Annotated in this window: 17 protein-coding genes and 1 other RNA gene; 12 read left to right on the forward strand and 6 right to left on the reverse strand. The window is 33.8% G+C overall.

Translation table 11 applies throughout. The annotated features are described in order from the left end of the window. Window positions 1-32 precede the first annotated feature (32 nt). Both C7Y47_RS13860 and ssrA read left to right on the forward strand, forming a co-directional pair. Window positions 33-761: a GNAT family N-acetyltransferase gene (locus tag C7Y47_RS13860; protein ID WP_142509310.1), complete on the forward strand. Its 729-nt coding sequence runs from the start codon at window positions 33-35 to the stop codon at window positions 759-761. 187 nt (window positions 762-948) lie between these two features. After that, window positions 949-1,304, forward strand: a transfer-messenger RNA (tmRNA) gene (gene ssrA / locus C7Y47_RS13865). Window positions 1,305-1,450: 146 nt separating this feature from the next. On the opposite strand, the gene C7Y47_RS13870 is transcribed toward ssrA, so the two are convergent. The 4 genes from C7Y47_RS13870 to C7Y47_RS13885 all read right to left on the reverse strand — a co-directional run bounded on the left by C7Y47_RS13870 (window position 1,451) and on the right by C7Y47_RS13885 (window position 6,111). After that, a complete protein-coding gene (locus C7Y47_RS13870; RefSeq protein WP_255505175.1) occupies window positions 1,451-2,620 on the reverse strand; it encodes a site-specific integrase in 1,170 nt (389 codons plus the stop codon). 276 nt (window positions 2,621-2,896) lie between these two features. Continuing rightward, window positions 2,897-4,078, reverse strand: coding sequence for a tyrosine-type recombinase/integrase (locus C7Y47_RS13875; protein WP_142509312.1), 1,182 nt, complete (start codon window positions 4,076-4,078; stop codon window positions 2,897-2,899). A gap of 72 nt (window positions 4,079-4,150) precedes the next feature. Then, complete coding sequence (locus C7Y47_RS13880) at window positions 4,151-4,336, reverse strand: helix-turn-helix domain-containing protein (protein ID WP_185903489.1); 186 nt, start codon at window positions 4,334-4,336, stop codon at window positions 4,151-4,153. A gap of 104 nt (window positions 4,337-4,440) precedes the next feature. After that, complete coding sequence (locus C7Y47_RS13885) at window positions 4,441-6,111, reverse strand: YfjI family protein (protein ID WP_142509314.1); 1,671 nt, start codon at window positions 6,109-6,111, stop codon at window positions 4,441-4,443. 607 nt (window positions 6,112-6,718) lie between these two features. Between C7Y47_RS13885 and C7Y47_RS13890 the strand changes: the two genes are divergently transcribed. The 10 genes from C7Y47_RS13890 to C7Y47_RS24955 all read left to right on the forward strand — a co-directional run bounded on the left by C7Y47_RS13890 (window position 6,719) and on the right by C7Y47_RS24955 (window position 18,162). Beyond that, window positions 6,719-7,318: a hypothetical protein gene (locus C7Y47_RS13890; RefSeq protein WP_142509315.1), complete on the forward strand. Its 600-nt coding sequence runs from the start codon at window positions 6,719-6,721 to the stop codon at window positions 7,316-7,318. Continuing rightward, complete coding sequence (locus C7Y47_RS13895; protein WP_142509316.1) at window positions 7,308-7,505, forward strand: hypothetical protein; 198 nt, start codon at window positions 7,308-7,310, stop codon at window positions 7,503-7,505. The genes C7Y47_RS13890 and C7Y47_RS13895 overlap by 11 nt, the downstream gene beginning before the upstream one ends. After that, window positions 7,502-8,986: an N-6 DNA methylase gene (locus C7Y47_RS13900; RefSeq protein ID WP_142509317.1), complete on the forward strand. Its 1,485-nt coding sequence runs from the start codon at window positions 7,502-7,504 to the stop codon at window positions 8,984-8,986. The genes C7Y47_RS13895 and C7Y47_RS13900 overlap by 4 nt, the downstream gene beginning before the upstream one ends. 97 nt (window positions 8,987-9,083) lie before the next feature. Then, a complete protein-coding gene (locus C7Y47_RS13905; protein WP_142509318.1) occupies window positions 9,084-10,580 on the forward strand; it encodes a type I restriction-modification system subunit M in 1,497 nt (498 codons plus the stop codon). After that, entirely contained in the window at window positions 10,567-11,778 is a 1,212-nt protein-coding gene (locus C7Y47_RS13910; RefSeq protein ID WP_142509319.1) for a restriction endonuclease subunit S, read from the forward strand. Before C7Y47_RS13905 ends, C7Y47_RS13910 begins: the two co-directional genes overlap by 14 nt. A 26-nt stretch (window positions 11,779-11,804) precedes the next feature. Beyond that, window positions 11,805-15,143: a DEAD/DEAH box helicase family protein gene (locus C7Y47_RS13915; RefSeq protein WP_142509320.1), complete on the forward strand. Its 3,339-nt coding sequence runs from the start codon at window positions 11,805-11,807 to the stop codon at window positions 15,141-15,143. A gap of 343 nt (window positions 15,144-15,486) precedes the next feature. Then, entirely contained in the window at window positions 15,487-16,470 is a 984-nt protein-coding gene (locus C7Y47_RS13920; RefSeq protein ID WP_255505176.1) for a nucleotidyltransferase, read from the forward strand. Next, complete coding sequence (locus C7Y47_RS13925) at window positions 16,457-17,320, forward strand: S-4TM family putative pore-forming effector (RefSeq protein WP_142509321.1); 864 nt, start codon at window positions 16,457-16,459, stop codon at window positions 17,318-17,320. The genes C7Y47_RS13920 and C7Y47_RS13925 overlap by 14 nt, the downstream gene beginning before the upstream one ends. A gap of 511 nt (window positions 17,321-17,831) precedes the next feature. Next, a complete protein-coding gene (locus tag C7Y47_RS24950; RefSeq protein WP_185903490.1) occupies window positions 17,832-17,981 on the forward strand; it encodes a hypothetical protein in 150 nt (49 codons plus the stop codon). A gap of 19 nt (window positions 17,982-18,000) precedes the next feature. Next, window positions 18,001-18,162 carry a hypothetical protein gene (locus C7Y47_RS24955; RefSeq protein WP_185903491.1) on the forward strand — a complete coding sequence of 54 codons (162 nt, stop codon included), beginning with the start codon at window positions 18,001-18,003 and terminating at the stop codon, window positions 18,160-18,162. 150 nt (window positions 18,163-18,312) lie between these two features. Here C7Y47_RS24955 and C7Y47_RS13930 read toward each other — a convergent pair whose 3' ends face one another. Both C7Y47_RS13930 and C7Y47_RS13935 read right to left on the reverse strand, forming a co-directional pair. Beyond that, complete coding sequence (locus C7Y47_RS13930) at window positions 18,313-19,233, reverse strand: ParB/RepB/Spo0J family partition protein (RefSeq protein WP_142509322.1); 921 nt, start codon at window positions 19,231-19,233, stop codon at window positions 18,313-18,315. Window positions 19,234-19,253: 20 nt separating this feature from the next. Next, entirely contained in the window at window positions 19,254-20,162 is a 909-nt protein-coding gene (locus C7Y47_RS13935; protein ID WP_142509323.1) for a ParB/RepB/Spo0J family partition protein, read from the reverse strand. Window positions 20,163-20,185: the final 23 nt, after the last annotated feature.

A 20,185-nucleotide genomic window follows, 5' to 3' on the forward strand; every position in this document is an offset into this window, starting at 1 on the left:
GAGACACAATTCTTACGATTAGAAGAAAAGTATTGTTTGTGGAAATGGAGCATATTTATTTCGCAGAAAAGTGTAAGGATCTACAAGAAAGAAAAAAGCTAGTTTGCTATACTCAAACAAAGCTCCCTGAGCAAAAACTTGAGGGACATACAACACTACAAATTATTTTACAGCAAGACGAAGATGTCCTGTTAGCGGATTTATCAAAAATGAATCGCTATATGCTTAGACGCGCAAGAAAAGAGCCCTACGAAGTAATTGTTAAAGAAAACCCAACTGATATAGAGCTGAAAGAATTCCAACAATTTTACAATGCATTCGCAAAAATGAAACAAACAAATCGAGTTCGTAAATTCCATATGCAAACAATGAAGCTACTTCGCGAGCAAGGAGCACTAATATACACAAAGCTTCAAAATGATAAAGGTGAGGCACTTTGCTATCGAATATACATTGTTGATGGAGATATGGTACTAAATTTATACACAGGTACTGCTGCATGGATCCAGAATAGACCTGATTTAAAGCAGCAAATCCGCTTCGCTAATCGTTATTTACTATGGGAAAATATTATGATGTTCCGAAGCAGAGGCTACGCTCGCTATGATTTCGGTGCATTAACGAACAAAGAAGAAATCAAAGAATTTAAGCTTGGCTTTGGTGGACAAGAGGTAGATGTTTACTTTGGTTATCTTACAGATTCCATAGTTGGGAAGCTATTATTAAAATTACGAGAGTTGAAATTTAAGGTAATGCAATAAGAAATAAGTTTCGAGGGAGCTAATTCTTTCCATCATAGCAGGACACTTGAACTATAGATAGATTTGCTTTATAATAAGTATTAATGAATGCCAGATTACATGGAAGCGTACTTTTAGCTCCCACCGTACTAGAAGAAATTCTAGCTCCTTTGCTTGAACGAGGCCATGTGCTTCGATTCATATTCAAGGGGACGTTACGGATTCGACAGGGATGGTTCAAGCTTTGGTCGCGCGTCGGAGGTCTCGGCTCCGTCATCAACGGAAGTTATATAATAACTGGCAAACAACAAAACTTAGCTTTCGCAGCGTAAGCTCTTAAGCGCTCTGCCTCTCTATCGCCCATGTAGAGAACGTGGGGCCCAACTTTAGTGGGATACGGTCGATGGTGCCACCTGAGTCACCGACAAGAGATTTCCAGGTTAGCGTACAGGACGCCTGTTTGTCGGCATAATGCTACGTGAATCGTAAATAGGCAAACTACACGCGTAGAAGCTGAAGTATTGGAGTTTCTGGACGCGGGTTCGACTCCCGCCGTCTCCATACTGTGAAATGTACTGAATTTCACTGAGTGTCATGAACGTTGTTAAATCAACGTTTGTGGCACTTTTTTAATGCTATTGAGTTGTACTGAATTGGATTGAACCCTTATTAAATACCTTATTAACCTTTGTTAATCCTTTGTTAGTCCTTTAATTGTTTTCGTCAGATTTATCGTTTAGGAAGGTTGTAAATTTATCGATAGTACCTGATTTCGTTTTTCGCGTAACGTGTGCGTAAATTTCTAATGTTGTTTTTACGTCACTATGGCCTAAACGGTATTGTACTTCTTTAATTGATGCACCCGCTTCAAATAGTAGGGAACAGTGCGTATGACGTAGACCATGTGTTGTAATGTGTTCTAACTGGTGTTTTTTTAGGAAGTCTGAAAGCCACAGAACTGTTTTACTGGGATCTTGTAGCACGTTATAGGTGTTAGAGAACACTAACTGCTTCTTGGTTTTGGTATTGATTTTCATCGCCGAAAAAATGGTCTCTTGTTCGATCCGCCAAAGTTTTAATAGGTCCATCGTTTCTTGGTCGACTTTAATGGTACGCGATTTACCGGTTTTGGTAGTACCAAGATATAAACCATTTTCACCGCGCTTTACCGCCTTCGTAATACGAATTTCAAAAGTTTCAAAATCAATATCGTTCCATCTCAGTGCAAATACTTCACCTTTTCGCATACCTGAAAACGCAAGTAATCGAAAGACAGCTTGCTTTTTTATATTTGCATCTTCTTGTAAGTAGCTTAAGAATTGTACAAGCTGGTCACGAGAATAAAAGTTTTCAAATTCTTCGTCATCGACATCAATTGAAATTTTAGATTTAATGACAGGCATTTCAACTAACTCAAAAGGGTTTTTATCAATAATGCTATGTTTAATAGCATACTTTATAACAAGGGCGGCATAGTTTTTTATCATACTAAAACGCTTTAATTTTTTTGACCATTGATTAACATGCTTTTGACAAATAGCTGCATCAATATTGGCAATTCGATATGATCCGAAGGCCGGTAAAATATGATTTTGAAAAATCCGCTTTGTTTTTAATAGAGTGCTGTCTTCTACAGTATTTTCATATTGCTCTAACCATAAATGGTATACCTCTCCATAAGTATCTTTAGCAACCGTACCATACGTCCCGTTTCTGATTTCTTGTTGCAATGTTAAATAAGCATCTTTGGCGTCCTTTTTAGTTTTAAAGCCACTGCGAGTAGTAGTCTTTTCTTTACCTGTTAATGGATCAGTGCCGATATAAATGTGAAATTTATACCGAATTTCATTATTTTGTAGTTTATATGTTTTAATCTTCACTGTATTTTCCTCCTGTATCGTGCTTACGGAGACAAAGAGGGTGTAGTATTTAGTACTACAGTTTGATTTTATGCGAGAAGCAATATTTTAGCAAATAGGACATTGTAAAACAAAAAAACGCAGTAGAGTTTTGAGGCTCTATTGCGTATAAATATTTGTTGATTCTACTACATGAGGGATGTAGGTCATCGGATCAATTGAATTCCTTCGTTAGATATTCTTCGTTACATTGTAAGTCTGATACTATCTTTTTTACCATACTTTCTTTCCTTCTAATTACTTGATGTCAAATTTTTCATAGTAATCAAGCAAAGATTGTAGAGTCTCTAGTTTTACATATTCTGTAACGTGAGTATAAACTCTGATAGTTGTCGGATTCTTCGTTGGTGAATGTCCTACTCTATGCTGGATACCACTGAAATTTGCTTCGGCTTCACATAGGTGTGTCACGTGGGTATGTCGTAATCCGTGTAGAGTAATACGCTCCAAATTAGCTTTATTAAGAGCTTCTGTTAGATACTCATTTGGTATGTTTTGTTTTAAATGTTTATTCACTGTATTAGTGAATAATAACTGTTCTTTTTCTGGTTTACGATGTAGACCCAATCGCTTTAACTCTTCAAATTGTAACTCTTTCCAAGTTTTTAAAATATCTAAAGTTATAGGGTCTAAGGGGATAATACTATTAACCTTAGTTTTAGTAGGACCAACATTATTCCCTTCATTATATTTTGAATAGGAGTAAGCTGCTTCAATTGATAGTTTCGCATCATCAAAGTTTACATCAGACCAAGTTAGAGCCAATAATTCGCCTTTACGCATTCCTGTAAACATAAGAAGACGTAATATACATTGCTTTTTAAAAGCTAGGTCAGGTAATACTTGAAGCAACTTTTTAAAATCTGTTACTTTGATGTAATTGTCGTTTTGCGTATGCGGAGCTTCCTTTGGTATTTTAGCCGAATTGAATGGATTTACATGAATATTCCCGTAACGTATAGCTGTTTCCATAACATCTGAAGCATAGTTAATAATATGATGGAAAAACTTCAACTTTTTTGACAGTTCAATAGCAAATTGATCACACATTGCCACGGTGATTTTAGCTAATTTTTTTTCGCCGAAGAACGGTAAGATATGATTATTAAAATACCCCTCTGTTTTAGAATAAGTACTCATTGTAATTCCTGAAATTTTATAGTTTTCATCCCATAATACAAATACATCCTTAAATGTTTTTAACATATTTGTAGGGGAAATGCCTTTTGTAAACTCATACTTCAGCTTATCAATAGCTAGTTCTGCGTGTTTTACGGTTTTAAATTTACTTCGAGTTACTATTTTATCTTTACCTGTTAAAGGATCAACGCCAAGATATACTGTGAAACGAAATAATTCTGCTCCATTCTTCAATTTATATGCTTTAATAGCATTGTATCTTTTCGACACATTTTTCATACTGTAAATTCCCCTAATTCTTTTTATTGGAGGAGATTAGTTCTAAGAAGTAATCTCCTCAAAAATTAATATTTAAAAGCTGTGTTGTTTCATAAATTCATCTAAGGATGATTTAGATACACGGCGAAGTCGACCAATCTCAGCTACTTCTAATCCCATGGAACGAAAAGTTAATAATGTCTTATAAGACACATTTAAATATTTTGCAGCTGCTTGTAAATTCATCCAAACATCATTATCAATGTTACTTTGTTGCATCTGTATCACCCCCTTTCTCATGCTAGAAGACTAGATATCTAGCAATGTTGTTTTAAAGCTGAAAATATAATAACAGCTGTTTTTTCATATTCGAATAGCTACTGTTAAAAATTTTTAACTTGGTTTACAAAAGGCGATAAGATAATAAATTCTTTTCGTCCAGATTTACCACCAAATTCATACTGAATAAAGCCTCGCTCTTCTAAAGTTTTTAATGCTAAGTTAAAGGGCGCTGCAGTAGTAAAAGTCTTTTTTGTTTTTTGCCATAAATCTTGTTTAGGAACTTTACTGGTTTTCTTTTCTTGAGCTAGTAATCCTAATTTACGTAGCAAATATTGAGCTAAATCGTTCGATTCTTTGTTAAACATGATTCCAAAGGCATTCATAATTTGAGAATCAAAGTATTCCTTTAATCTAAGTGCATCCTCTAATGTCTTTACATCTAACGTCGTAGGAATATCTGCCTTTTCTTTTGAGTTTTCAATGTGTTTAGCAACATGCAATAAACCCGCAATCCGTAGTAAATTTCCAGTGATTTTGCCGCCCCAACTTTTTAAAGCGTCGCCATATAGCTTTTCTGGCAAGAATAATGTCTCTACATTATGCTCGAATTTCTTCAAGACATCATACGATTCTGAGGAAAGTTTAAGTGCGACTGAAACTTTTTCTTCAAAACTAAGTAGTTTAGAAATTAAATTGTTATATGATTTTTTCGTAACGGAATCTACTGGTTTAGCATTGTACACATCTCGTTTGCCTAATAAATCTTCAGGTATTGCGATAAGAAATCGTGGGATTAAACCCCGATCAATAATTTTTTGAGGCATATCCTGAATAACGGTTGGCTGCGCAGAGATGCAAATCGTTACTAAAGGCTCTTCTATTCGTTCAGTATCTCTTGAAATTCGATCAGTCCGCAGGGAGTCACCCGAATAACCCTTTAAATACACATCTAGTTTACTTGCTTCTAATTTAATTGATGATTTTAACCGTTCAAATAAATCACCTTCTGAAGAAGCAATCGCAATACGTTCAGAGTTTTGGGTAATCCTTGAGACGATTACTTCTTCGGTTGAGTTATCTAGAATGAGGGCTGGGGTTGGCTTTGGTTTTAACTTTTCTCTTTCAACCCATAAATTCTCCAACACTTCTAGATGTTCACTGTCGCCTGATTTTGTATATTCATTTTCAAGTTTATCTATACGTTTCTGTAGTAAAGATAGTAGTCTTGCATCTTTTTTTTGTATTTCTTGATGTGACTTAATAAGGTTTGATTCATACTCGAATATAGGTCCCATCATCAATCCAAAAATAGTCGACTTACGATTTGAGGGTTGCAATAGTACAGCAGTGTATGTGTTCAAAGGTTCTTTCCAGCCTTTCGTAGGTTCAACGTGAAACTTCTTTTGTAAAGCAGTTGATAGTACACCAATTAAACTAATTGCAGCAAGATCTACTGGCGTCTGTGCAAATCGACTTACTGATAAAACCATATTCTTTAAAGTGCTAGGAAAAACATTGACGTCAAATTGCTTTGAGGTTAACTCTTCAAATGTTATTGGTGGTTGCCATTCGTATCCATATTCATCAGTACTATTTATATTCTCATGTAGTTCTTCATAAAGTTGAAGTTCTTTACCTTTACCGTTGGTTGTGATTATTTTAGTTTGCTTTATTGCACTTTCAATGTTTTGCTTAGATTTAACTGTTGAGAAATTCACCTCCACTTCTTGTCTATTTTGATCAAATTCATTCGACTCTTGTTTATTTTGCATATCCAAATTTCCTCCATTTTCTTTGACTTTCTTGCCTAAGTACCTAAACGTTAAATAATACTTTGACAGCTTGCTTTCCGGATAGGCTGCTGTCGAATACTAGAAGGACTAATCAACTTGTCTTACTAAAATTTGAATTATTCTACCATGGTATTTTATAGATTCGAATAGCTATAAATATTTTTATTAAATTGTTTAAATGCAACCCCGGTGTATTTCTTCAAATCTGCAAATCAGTATATCTTATGATTTTTTACGTTCTTATAGTTCTAAAGTATTATTCAGGTTTTTGTATTGTAGAAAATAAAAAGGGTTATCCATTAGGACAACCCTTACTGCACTTTGTTATATGAATTTGTTTTATTTAAATGGAAAAAACGGGTATTTAATTATTTGGGCAAAGATTACCTGAAGATTATTTATTCTATTTCATGGTATTTATTTATATCTACAAATTTTTAGTTTTGAATGAACTATGAAATTAAAGAATACAACTTGTTTTATCTATTAGGAACAAGTATTATTTCTGTTACTTTTAAAAATAACATAAATAATACTTGTTTTTTTATTTGTTTTAATTTATAGTATTCACAAGGAGGTGCTGAACTTGAAGATTTCGGACAAAGCGAAAGTATCGGTTGGTTCTCAGGCAAAACGATTTGAAACAGAGGATGAGGCAGCACAAAAGGTGACCGTATTAAATTCGAAAGATTTCAATGAGGCTCTAGGAGAGAGCTATCGGGGAAGTGGAGAAGAACAGCAAATTAAGGTTACAGAAGTAGGTTTACAAAAGTTAAATACTGTAGGCGGAGAGCGTTTGGTGATTCATTTACAACTTAGAAAAGCAGCAATTTTATCAGAAAAGGTTGAAGGTTACATTGTTCCTGCAAACTTCGCGACTGTTGAATTAGATGGGGATGTATATCCACCATTTTTTGTTTGGTACTTCAATCATCACCAAGAAATGCGCAAACAAATTGAAGCAATGACAGACAGTAGTCGTACAGTTGCAATGCTAAAAATCAGCGGGATTAAGGATTTAGAAATGGTATTGCCGTCATATGAAAAGCAAGTGTTAATTGGAGACATTCATATGATACGTATTCAAAAGATAAAACTTCAAACAGAAATAAATGAGATGGAAGAAAAGTTAATGAATGAGAAGCTGAAAAATGCGGTAGGAGATGCTAATAATTATGAAGTCTGAACTAATTTGGCAACGTGCAGATAGTTTAAGAGCCGATTTAATTGGCTGCCATCTAGATGGATTGAAAGCATTATGTTTTTTAAAATATTTTAATACGGAAATAAATTTAGATGAGCTACAAAACTTTAGTAAGCCGACTTTAAAGGAAAGAATACAATTTTCTTTACAAGGAAGTGAAATGGATTGAATAAAAATTCAGACGTACAATCAATTTTTAATTTGATGGACAGGTTTAGAGGGGTTATTAATACGCCGGCTATCGTCAAAATATGTATTAATCTTTTAGCCTTTAAAGACTTAAGTAATAAATTTGAACAACAAATCAAATCCACTTTACCAGGCAACACCTCAATAGAAGTGGCTTGGAATAATCGAATGGAAAAAGAATTATATATTCAGCCAGTTGCTCATGAATTAGGTTATGAAATCGCCCCGACTTTATTATGGTCTTATTTAGTGAACTTAGCACAAAATGAATCGCCATTATTTGAAGTTTCATTGGTGAAGAAAAGTATCGAAGAATTACAAATGTCTTCGTATTCATTAGGTACAAATCAAATTTTTGGTCATTTATTTGAGGAATCATTATTAATAAGAGATGTTCCGGGCCTATCTAATGAAGAAAAAGCGGTGCTATTAAAGAGGCTTATGACAGGGTTAGATAGAATTGCAGATGATAAGAGGTTATTCGAGTATTTAATAAACTCTCAAAGCCAAAGTGCGAAAATGGGTGGAGAATATCTCACTTCTTCATCAATTGAAAGATTATTAAAAGCTTTTCTAACAAGTTATAAAGGTGATATGAGTGAGATTTATGATCCAACTGTAGGAACTGCTTCATTATTATTGGCAGCCCCATCAGAAAGAGTGGGAAAATATGTTGGGCAAGAAATTAATCCGGAAGTGCTGAATCTAGCTTATATGAATTTGTTAATGCATGATATTGATTATCGTAAAATTGATTTACAACTAGGCAACACATTAATTGATCCGAAACATTTAGGGCAACAATATGATGTAGCAATTGGAGAGCCGCCTTTTGGGGGAATGTGGAGTCCAGAACAGCTAGAGGGTAGTGATCCGAGATTTGCTATATATGAGAAAGTAGCTCCAAAATCTAAAACGGATTTTGCTTATATTCAACATATGTTATACCAGTTAAAAGAAGATGGCGTTTGTTTCTCAATTCATAATATAGGTGTATTATTTAGGGGGGCATCAGAAGCGGATATTCGTAGACAAATTGTTAACCACAATATGTTAGATGCGGTAATTACATTGCCGAATGGTCTATATGCTCCTTACACATCAATTCCCGTATGCCTATTAATATTTAAGAAAAAGCGTAGTCATCGAAATGTTTTGTTTATCGATGCTTCAAATGACTATATTACTGAGCAACGGGCTAATAACCAATTGTCGGAATCACATATCCATAGAATTGTTGAAACATATAATTCTTATGAAGATGTTGAACGTTATGCAAGAGTAGTTTCGCTTGATGAAATTGAAGAAAATGAATTCAATTTAAATCTAGCCCGATATGTAGATAATAGAGAGCCTGAAGAAACTATTGATATAATGTTATTGGAGGCGGAAATAGCAGCGAAAAAAGCAATGTTAGAAAACGTTGAAAAAGAACTTCGGGAAAAATTGTTATTACTGTAACTAATACAAAAAAGTTTAAAACAGCAAAAGGGATTGAAAAGGCCCCTACAATATTGTAGAGGCTTGGATTTCCTTTACTAAAAAGGAGCAGAATTGAATGATTACAGGTGAAATTAAAAATAAAATTGATAATATTTGGACAACGTTATGGACGGAAGGAAATACAAACCCGTTAACAAACATCGAACAATTAACATATTTACTATTCATTAAAGGTTTAGATGAAGGTGAATTGACAAAAGAAAATGAGGCAGCATTTTTAGGGCTTGACTATAAAGGCATCTTCTCGGAAATGCCAGCAGACTTTACAGATATGCAAAAGCAACACTGGCCAATGATGCGCTGGACACAGTTTAAAAACTTACCTGCACAAGAAATGTATGAAGTAATGGTGAACACAATATTCCCATTCATCAAATCATTAGGTGGTAAGGAGGAATCGGCTTTTTCAAAGTACATGAAAGATGCGATGTTCCAAATTAACAAGCCAGCAACATTACAAAAGGTTGTAACAGCACTTGATAGTATTCCAATGGAAGACCGTGATACACAAGGGGACATTTACGAGTATTTATTATCTAAGCTGCAAACATCTGGTACAAATGGTCAATTCCGAACACCGCGCCACATTATTAATATGATTGTAGAGTTAATGAAGCCATCACCAGAGGATATAATTATCGATCCAGCAATGGGTTCAGCAGGATTCCTCGTATCAGCGAGTGTGTATTTACGTAAAAATCATAACGATTTATTTTTAGTACAAGGGCTAAATGAGCATTTCCATAATGATATGTTTTTCGGAAACGATATGGATACGACGATGTTGCGTATCGGTGCGATGAATATGATGCTACACGGCGTAGATGCACCGAATATTGATTACCGTGACTCATTATCTGAGGAAAATAAAGAAGCAGATAAATATACATTAGTATTAGCGAATCCACCGTTCAAAGGCTCACTAGACTATGAAGCAGTTTCAAATGATTTACTAAAAGTAGCGAAAACGAAGAAGACAGAGCTACTGTTCCTATCACTTATTTTACGTACGTTAAAAGCTGGTGGACGCGCGGCAGTTATAGTACCAGATGGCGTATTATTCGGTAGCTCAAATGCCCATAAAGCGATTCGTAAAGAAATTATTGATAACAACAAATTAGAAGCGATTATTTCTATGCCTAGTGGTGTATTCAAACCATATGCAGGAGTTTCTACAGGTATTATGATTTTCACGAAAACAGGTACAGGCGGAACAGATAATGTATGGTTCTATGATATGAAAGCTGACGGGTACTCATTAGATGATAAACGCACAGAGATTGAAGCGAATGATATAGAGGATATTATTGAACGTTTCGGGAACTTACAAAATGAAGCAGAACGCAAACGGACAGACCAATCATTCTTTGTACCAGTAGATGAAATTCGTGAGCAGGGGTATGACTTGTCGATTAATAAGTATAAAGAGGTTGAGTATGAGGAAGTAGAGTATTCAAGTCCCAAAGAAATTTTAATTAGTATAAATGAAATAGAAAAGGAAATTCAGGCAGGGATTAAAGAGTTGGAGGGATTATTAAATGCCAACTTATAAATTAATTGAATTAATTGATGATGTAATTAGTGGTGAGTGGGGACAAGATGTTGAAGATGAAACTAATGGGATTAAAGTTATTAGAACAACTAATTTTTCTAACACAGGGAAATTAGATTTAGATAAGGAAGTTGTTTTTCGAAATATCGATAAAGCTAAAGTAGCAAAAAAGAAGCTACAATTGGGTGATATCATAATAGAAAAATCTGGAGGTAGCCCTGATCAGCCAGTAGGACGAGTAGTGTATTTTGAAGAGGATGAGTTATATCTTTGTAATAATTTCACAAGTGTTTTAAGGCCAAAAAAAGAGCTAGTAGTTCCGAAGTTTTTATTGTATGTACTGTTTAATTTGCATCGAACAAGAAAAGTTTTAAAATTCCAAAATAAGACTACGGGTATTATTAATCTGAAGTTAGAACAATACCTTAATCAAATTGATGTAATAATACCTTCATTAGAAATTCAGAAAAAAATAGTTTTAACTCTGGATCAAGCATATGCATTAATAGAAAAACGCCAATCCCAAATCACAGCATTAGACGAATTAACACAAAGTTTGTTTTTAGAGATGTTTGGAAACCCAATTCAAAATTCATTAGAGTGGAAAGTTCAAAAATTAGAAGAGGTTGTTGAAAAAGACAGTTCTATTTCATATGGTATAGTTCAAACTGGTCAAGAAATTGATGGGGGTATACCAGTAATTAGACCAGTGGATTTCAATGATGAAATAGATGTAGGGAAATTAAAGAAAACTAGCGTAGAAATATCAAATGCATATTCTAGAACAATTTTAAAAGGTAATGAATTATTAATTACTGTACGAGCTAATATTGGGAGTGTTATTTTAGCAACTTCTGAAATGGAAGGTATAAATGTTACCAGGGGTATAACACCAATTAAATTCAACGGAAAAATTATTGATCGTCGTTATGCTATGTATTTATTTAAAAACATAAATATGCAAAGATATTTGAAGGAACTATCCAAAGGGATTACGTTAATTCAGTTAAACATGTCGGATTTAAGAAAAGTTCCTATAATATTACCACCAATTGAAATGCAGTTGGATTTTGCTTTAAAAATTGATCTTATTCAAAAACAGAGGAAAATGTTGAAAAAATCTTTAGTGGAAACGGACGAACTATACAACTCCCTACTCCAAAAAGCCTTCAAAGGCGAGCTATTCCAAAAACAATAGCCCAATCTTACAAAGGAGATGAGTAAATGTTGAACTTCGATTTTTTAAAGGATAAACAATCATTTAAAAGCTTTTCTAATGCTTGCTTTGAAGCGGAGAAGGCAATGCAAGTAAGCCCTGCCACGGTTGCGATTTTGTCGCGCCGTGCGCTAGAGCTTTCGGTGAAATGGGTGTATCAGTTTGATAATGATGTGAAAGTACCCTATCAAGATAATCTTTCAAGTTTGATTCATGATCGTCACTTTTTAGGGATTATAGATGAAGAGTTATTACCGATGATGAAATATGTTGTGAAGCTTGGAAATGCAGCTGTACATACGAATGTTGCGATTACACGTGATGAAGCTGTACTAACTCTTCATAATTTACATCAATTTGTTTCGTGGATTGATTATTGCTACGCAGAGGAATATACGGCTACTGATTTTGATGAAGCGTTATTATACGATGCAGATTACAAACGAGAGCGTCCTGAGGAATTAAGTAATTTATATGAAAAGTTAAGTGCGAAAGACCAATCACTTGAAGAATTACGTAAGCAAAATGAAGAACTTCGTGAGTTGTTAACAGCAAACCGAGTAGAAGCACAGGAAGATTATAATTTTGATGTGGATACGATATCGGAATTCGAAACACGTAAACGCTATATCGACCTAGATTTAAAATTAGCAGGCTGGGAAATCGGTAAAAATGTTGAGCTAGAGTATCCTGTAGCGGGTATGCCAAACGTAAAGGGTGAAGGCTTTGTCGATTATGTACTGCGCGGTAAAAATGGCAAAATTTTAGCCGTTGTCGAAGCGAAACGTACATCTCGTGATCCGAAAGAGGGACGAAATCAAGCGAAGTTGTATGCGGATTGTGTACAGCAAGTGCAAGGATTACGACCAATTATTTTCTATACAAATGGTTTCGAAACATTTATTTGGCATGATCATTACGCTGCTCGAAAAGTGTCCGGTTTTTATACACAAGATGAGCTGCAATTATTAATCGACCGTAGTCATTTAAAACAGCCGTTAACAAATATCAACATTAACGACGACATTACAAACCGCTACTATCAAAAAGAGGCGATTTTAGCGATTTGCGATACGATTAGCAATAACCAACGTAAAGGCCTACTTGTCATGGCAACGGGTAGTGGTAAAACACGAACGGCTATTTCGTTAGTTGATGTGTTAACGAACAATCATTGGATTAAAAATGTGCTTTTCCTTGCAGATCGTACCTCATTAGTAAAACAAGCGTTTCGTAACTTTAATACATTGCTGCCGAACTTGTCGTTAAGCAATATGTTAGAGAAAAAATCAGATCCTGAAGCCGCTCGTATGGTATTTTCTACATATGCAACGATGATGAATGCCATTGATGAAGTGAAGCGTAAAGATGGCAATCGCTTATTTACAGTCGGTCATTTTGATTTGATTATTATTGACGAATCACATCGTTCGATTTATCAAAAGTATAAAAGTATTTTTGATTATTTTGATGGGATGCTTGTCGGCTTAACCGCAACACCAAAAGATGAGCTAGACAAAAATACGTATACGATTTTCGATTTGGAAAATGGTGTCCCAACCTTTGCTTATGAATTATCAAAAGCGGTGGAGGATGAGTATTTAGTCGATTATCGAACGCGTGAAACGACGATGAAAATTTTAGATGATGGTATTCGCTATGAGGATTTATCAGAAGATGAAAAAGATGAGTTTGATGAAATTTTCGAAGACGAAACGCAAGTAAAAGATATTGATAGTTCCGCCATTAACAACTTTGTATTTAACTCAAATACAATTGATCAAGTATTGAATGACTTAATGGAACACGGCTTGAAGGTTGCAGGCGGTGATAAATTAGGGAAGACGATACTTTTTGCGAAAAACCATAAACACGCAATGGCTATTAAAGAACGTTTTGATTTGAAATTCCCTGAATACGGGGGAGATTTTGCAGAAGTAATCGATTATAGTGTGGAATATTACCAATCGTTAATTGATGATTTTTCTGATACTGATAAAATGCCACAAATTGCTATTTCAGTGGATATGCTAGATACAGGAATCGATGTACCAGATGTATTGAATTTAGTATTCTTCAAAAAGATACGCTCGAAAACAAAATTCTGGCAAATGATTGGTCGAGGTACACGTCTACGTAAAGATTTATTTGGTCCTGGGATGGACAAGGAGTACTTTTTGATTTTTGACTATTTAAGAAACTTTGAGTACTTCCGTGAAAATGAAAAAGGGGAACAAACAAAAATTACCGAAACGTTAACGGAAAAGCTATTTAATTCGAAAGTTGATATTGTCCGTGAATTGCAATCGCTTCAATATCAAGAAGGAACGTTTATTTCATACCGTGAGCAGTTATTGAAAGAGATTTTATCGGATGTCCGCGCCTTAAATGATGAAAACTTCCGTGTGCGACAGTATTTACAATATGTCCATAAATATCAAAATGAGGAAAGCTGGCAAGCGTTATCAGTCGTTCAAACAAATGAAGTAAAAGAAAATATATCTCCGTTAATTATACCAATTGAGGATGATGAATTAGCCAAACGCTTTGACCTTCTAATGCTGACGATTGAAATAGCAAGTTTGCAATCAAATAACGCAACGAAACCAATTCGCCGTGTTGTAGATACAGCTGAGGCTCTTTCGAAGCTAGGGACAATTCCGCAAGTATTAGCACAAAAAGATGTCATCGATCAAGTGCGAACAACTGAGTTCTGGGAAACAGCTTCGTTAGCAGATTTAGAAAAGGTACGTTTAGCGATGCGTGATTTAATTCGTTATATCGAACGTTCAAATCAGAAAATATACTATACGAATTTCCAAGATGAAGTAATGACTGTTGCCGAAAATGCTTCTATTTTAAATGTCAATGACCTCAAAAGCTATCGCAAAAAGGTCGAGCATTATTTAAAAGAGCATCAGCACGAAGATACGTTGGCAATTTACAAGCTGCGTAACAATAAGCCATTAACGAAGCAGGATGTCTCCTATTTAGAACAAATCTTGTGGACAGAGCTTGGTTCAAAAGAGCAGTACGAAAAGGACTATGGCGACACACCAGTTACAAAGCTTGTGCGTAAAGTAGTAGGGCTAGACCGCCAAGCTGCCGTTGAAGCATTTTCAGCATTTATTTCAGAGCAAAACCTTAATCTCCAGCAATCGCAATTCGTCGAGACAATTATTGATTACATCGTAAGAAACGGTACACTTGAACGCCAAGCATTGCAGCAAGACCCGTTTAGTTCAGTAGGGGGGATAATGGTTGTGTTCAAAGACGAGTTACCAAAAGCGCGAGGGATTTTGGATGTTATTGATCGGATAAATCGTAATGCGGTGGATATTTCGTAGTCTAAATAATTAGAGAGTATTTATGTGATTAAGTACTCTCTTTATTTCAGTTGGGAAATGTAATTAAAACCTATTTATAGAAACTTCTTGGTAGAAGGATTTTATGGGACTGGAAAATCAAAAATGATGTGGATCAAAACTCTAAATAAAAGATAAGATGGAAATGGAAATTTCCCTCTGCCTACAATCGTCTTTGGAGAAACGATTTACTAATATTAAAATTCACTAAACGAAATCGCGGTTATTGGTTATTTTCAATAAGAATGAAATAAATTTAATTGTTAGAGTTAATTAGTAGTGTAGGCAGTGATTTAAAAATTAATGTAGAAAGAGGACTGATTTAGTGGCTACTTATACAAAAGTTAATATGAATGAATTTATAAAAAAGCATATCGATTTAGATTCAGACGTTACTAAGAAAGCTCGAATTAGTAGAGATTTTTTATATAAGCAATTAGAAGAATTACCTAGTAAAGCGGTGAATTTCCCGCGATTATATCCAAGCAAACATATTTATAATTATGGTTCGTTTTCGAGGAAAACAAAGATTCGGCCATTAGATGATATTGATTTCATGTTGGTCTTTGCAGCAGATGGAACAACATATCAGGATTTTGGTGATGAGGTAAAATTAACTGTTCCAGAAGAAGCAACTAATTTATACAAGTTGCGAGATGAAGATGGTTATTTAAATTCAAGAAAAGTAGCAAATAAAATTAGAGATAATATATCTAAAGTTTCTCAATATAAAAAAGCGGATATTCGATCAAGCCAAGAAGCGGTAATCTTAAGCTTAACTAGTTATGATTGGACCTTCGATATTATACCAGCATTGAAGACAACAGAAGAAGCAGACGGAAGGTCCTATTATTTGATTCCAAATGGAAATGGTCATTGGAAGAAAACAGACCCTCGAATCGATCAATCAAGAGTAACCGAGACAAACCAATCTACAGATTTTAATGTTATTGAATTTATTCGAATTATAAAGTATTGGAATAAAATACAAAAGATTAATATTTCGTCGTATTTGATAGAAAACATAGTTTTGAATTACGTTGAAAGTTACTACATTTGTTCTAATAGAAAGAAACAATTAAGTTCTTTTTTTGGCTATTTAAAAGATGCTATTTTTGAACCTGTATTAGACCCTAAAGGATTACAAGGAAATTTGAATGAATTAGAGTACACTAAGAAAAAATTAATACAAAATAAGGCTGTTGCTTGTGAATCTGCAGTTGATAAAGCATTGGAGTTTGAAATGGCTGTAAATTATGAAAATGCTGATAAAAAGTGGCGTGTGGTTTTTGGTGATGATTATGAATGAATTGTTTCCTATTAAAGAAAGACAAAATACTCCGGAAAACATTATTTATTTACGGGGACAAAGACAGGCATACAAACAAGCTAAAAACTTTTATATGTGGAGAATGTTACTGAGTATAGCTTGGCCGATAATAGCTGTTATTTTATATTTTACTTTTGAAAATGAAATTGCTAACGCCGTAATAGTAGTTAGTTCTCTGATTTTGATTGCAACATTTATTATAGAATACTATGAAAAGGCTTTTACTAAAATGGGGGCAACCATACAAGAATCTTTTGATACGAATGTGTTTAATTTAAAGTGGAATTCACACTTAATAGGTGGAAAAATTAGTAAAGAAGATATTGTTTTGCTAGCTGAAAAAGAAAAAACAGAGGAATATAAATTGAAAGATTGGTATACAGGGATAGCTACTGATAATGAATCTGAATACACATTAAAAGCACAAAGAATGAATACGGCATGGTCCATAAAACAAAAAGAGAAATTTAGTATGTTTCTCTTTTTATCAGGTATTCTAATTTTCACTTCTTTGGTGATCATTGGATGTTATACCGGCTTTGAATTATATGATTTTTTAATAATGTTGTTCTTCCCAACTGTTTCATTGTTTATTTACCTTTTTAAGGGATGGTTTGACTTTCTTCAACAAGTTAAAGAGTTAAAAAGAATTACATCGTCTATTGATGATTTGTTAGATAAGCAAACTAAGGTTACTAAACAAGAATTACGTTCTATTCAAGATTCTATTTATATTCATGGAAGGATACCTAATAACATTATTCCAGATGTATTATATAATAGAATGAGAAGCAAACTTGAACAATTATTTAGGCATACAAATAAGTAACTGTCTCCGAAAGAAAAATTTTAATCATTTTCATTTTGGGTTAAACTTTGGGTCAGGCTCCAAATTAGACACTGAAAATGACCTGAAAACGTGGATATATAAGCATTCATATAAAATAGAATTTTACTCCTACCGATTTAGGTATATAAAAGTTTGTAATTTATGATGAACAACAACTACAGCTACAATTAATTATCTACCATCAGCACCCACCACAAGAGTAGTGTTTGAAGAAATGCTAACACTTTGCTAACGTAATCCTATAAAAAGCGGTAAATACCCGTTAAAGAAGTCACAACCATTAACGTCCAAAATGTTGATTTACCCCACTTTTTAAACATCGCGTTAACAATGTTACACACTTTCAACTCACTGGCGGCATGATTTAATATTGCCTTTTAAAGAGGTGATATTTTAAATACATGACGATCTAATATTTTCGAGTTAATCACATCTGCTAACTTTTTCTTCTTTAGTTTGATTTTTAGTGAGCAAAATGAAGAGTCAGTTGTTGGATATACTTTTCCAATATGTCAAACGCTTTAAAGAAGCAAATGATGACTACATCTTTGAAGAACTACGATTATTCCTTGAGGAAAAATCAACGCAAAGATTAACAGAGCAATATCGGGGGAAGTTTTTTGTTTTACAAATAGGATAACTTTCCTGGCCAAACAAGCTTGCTTAACTCGTTACAAGAGCAAGGCTTCTTACATGTTAAGGATTTCCCGAAAGAGCTAGTGCTATTAGGCAAGTACCGCAATGTCGGCGAGACGGCATTAGCGAATTTATTTAATCAGCTAAAGGTGAAGGGAATGGAGTTTACAAAGGTTGAGATTTAAGGTTAGTACAGGATGATAGGGTGGCTTCATTTAGTAAGTGTTACGAAACATATTTAGATTTTCTTAAGCAGGAAGGATATTTTAAAGGGTTGACTAATATTATTGAAAAGTACATATGCCTTAAAAGATTTGGCATATGTACAAATATAGTTATTTATTTAAGTATTCTTCAAGTTCTTCTTTTTTCAACTTAATAAAAATGTCTAGTGATTCTAGCTCTTTATACAATTTAATGGAGTCTTCCGTATTATTAGTATCCATTTGAGAAATTTCGGTAGTTCTTTTTTGTAATGTTTTAATCTCTCTTTTAATTTTTGAATCGATGATAATTTCATCTTCTTCAATCAAAGAATATACTTCCATATAATTCATTTTAGGTGTTCTAAAAAATGTTTTTAGAACGGATTTAGGAGCATTTTCTAACAATTTGTCTGATCTCAGATGATTGGAAGTAATTCTTTTATGTTCAGCTTTATTAACTAGACTATCACGAATCATTTGTTCAGAAAGTTCCTCTACAATATCAGGGTGATGTTGTTTTAGTTGCCCAATAAAATCTACTATTCTTGCTAATATAGTAATGGAAAGATTCTTTTTCTGAAGTTTTTCTTCAATATCCATATGAGGATAATAATTAAAAACTTTTAAAGCTTCTCGTACAACTTTCACTCCTTTGTCCGTTTTATATGCAAGCTCTTTCATAGTCCAATTCTCTGTACTATTATTAGAAAGGTCAAAAATATATTTACCCCATTCATAGGTAGTCCAATCCTCCTTACCTCTTTGAGCTGAAGAAAGTCTATCTAATTCTTCTTCAATACTCTCGGGAGGAGCAACAACATATACTGGTATTTGCTTCATTCCAATTTGGTTAGCTGCATAATGTCTACGATGACCAGATAAAATAATATATTTTCCATCTTTCGGATAGCAAGTGATAGCAGTTTCCCATCCGCGATTTTCAAGAATACGTTGTAATTTTTCAGAGTCAATTTTATAGTCTTTGCGGGGGTTTAAAGGGTTAGGTTTTATTTGTTCTATAGGGATATATTTTAAATGTAAACGTGTCATTTGATTACTCCTAACTGTTATTAATTAGAATTTAATTTTTTTAATAAGGTTTCAACATGGTTCTCTAAGTTCCTGATTTCTTCTAGTAATTTTGATGCTTCATTTTTCCTGTTGTATTTAATACCAGTAATGTTTTTTGTTGCCTTTTTTATGATAGATACATTTGTTTTGACATCATAATTTTTAGTTGTATTATTTAATAAATTTACTTCTTGTATAAAAGAAGATATTTTCTTGTTTGGGTCAAAAAGAAAAGTCATTAACTCATTTTGGGTAGCTTTTTCTATATAATTGCCCTTTAAAATTTCACTGTGTAGACACTTGTTTTCAAATTTTCTAAGCATTATCTCTTTAATATATTTTTCGCCTAAATCATGGTACAAGTCGGGATGGAATTTTTTTACTCTCATACACCATAGGCGAATGGTATCTAACATATTTACAGAGTAGGTATTATTGTTTAACTGAACTTCAATTTCATTTCTCTCGTAAAACTTACCCACAGCAATGCGTTTTTTTATTGTGGGAATAGACTCACTTAATTTAATTGCAATATCTTCGATTTTAGAATTTAAATCATTTTCAAATAAATTTATAGTGTGCGTAATCCATTCATATGGACTCCAATCAGTTTGATTACCTTGAATTGATCCTAATCTTTCTAATTCTTCCAAAGCGTTTTTAGGTTCTGGAACTAAATAAATAGGGATTTCTTTCAATCCAAGAGACTGACTCGCTTGCCATCTTCTGTGACCACTGAGTATGCAGTAAAAAGGACCAGATTTATAAGCAACGATAGCTTCTTCAAACCCTTTAGTCTTAAGAATATGTTTCATTTCTTTTGATTTGAAATTAGGGTCCTTTCTAGGGTTTTTGGGATTAGGAATGACTCTATTTATATCAGCCCAAATGAGTTTGTTAGTTAGCATAGTTATAGACTCCTATATGTTCA

It is taken from the genome of Lysinibacillus sphaericus (assembly GCF_006864135.1).
Classification (GTDB): domain Bacteria; phylum Bacillota; class Bacilli; order Bacillales_A; family Planococcaceae; genus Lysinibacillus.

Coding starts and splice junctions, on each gene's coding strand:
- C7Y47_RS13875 (WP_142509312.1), bottom strand. CDS start 4,078: ATGAAAAATGTGTCGAAAAGATACAATGCTATTAAAGCATATAAATTG.
- C7Y47_RS13930 (WP_142509322.1), bottom strand. CDS start 19,233: ATGACACGTTTACATTTAAAATATATCCCTATAGAACAAATAAAACCT.
- C7Y47_RS13935 (WP_142509323.1), bottom strand. CDS start 20,162: ATGCTAACTAACAAACTCATTTGGGCTGATATAAATAGAGTCATTCCT.
- C7Y47_RS13910 (WP_142509319.1), top strand. CDS start 10,567: ATGCCAACTTATAAATTAATTGAATTAATTGATGATGTAATTAGTGGT.
- C7Y47_RS13905 (WP_142509318.1), top strand. CDS start 9,084: ATGATTACAGGTGAAATTAAAAATAAAATTGATAATATTTGGACAACG.
- C7Y47_RS13880 (WP_185903489.1), bottom strand. CDS start 4,336: ATGCAACAAAGTAACATTGATAATGATGTTTGGATGAATTTACAAGCA.
- C7Y47_RS13895 (WP_142509316.1), top strand. CDS start 7,308: ATGAAGTCTGAACTAATTTGGCAACGTGCAGATAGTTTAAGAGCCGAT.
- C7Y47_RS13915 (WP_142509320.1), top strand. CDS start 11,805: ATGTTGAACTTCGATTTTTTAAAGGATAAACAATCATTTAAAAGCTTT.
- C7Y47_RS13925 (WP_142509321.1), top strand. CDS start 16,457: ATGATTATGAATGAATTGTTTCCTATTAAAGAAAGACAAAATACTCCG.
- C7Y47_RS13885 (WP_142509314.1), bottom strand. CDS start 6,111: ATGCAAAATAAACAAGAGTCGAATGAATTTGATCAAAATAGACAAGAA.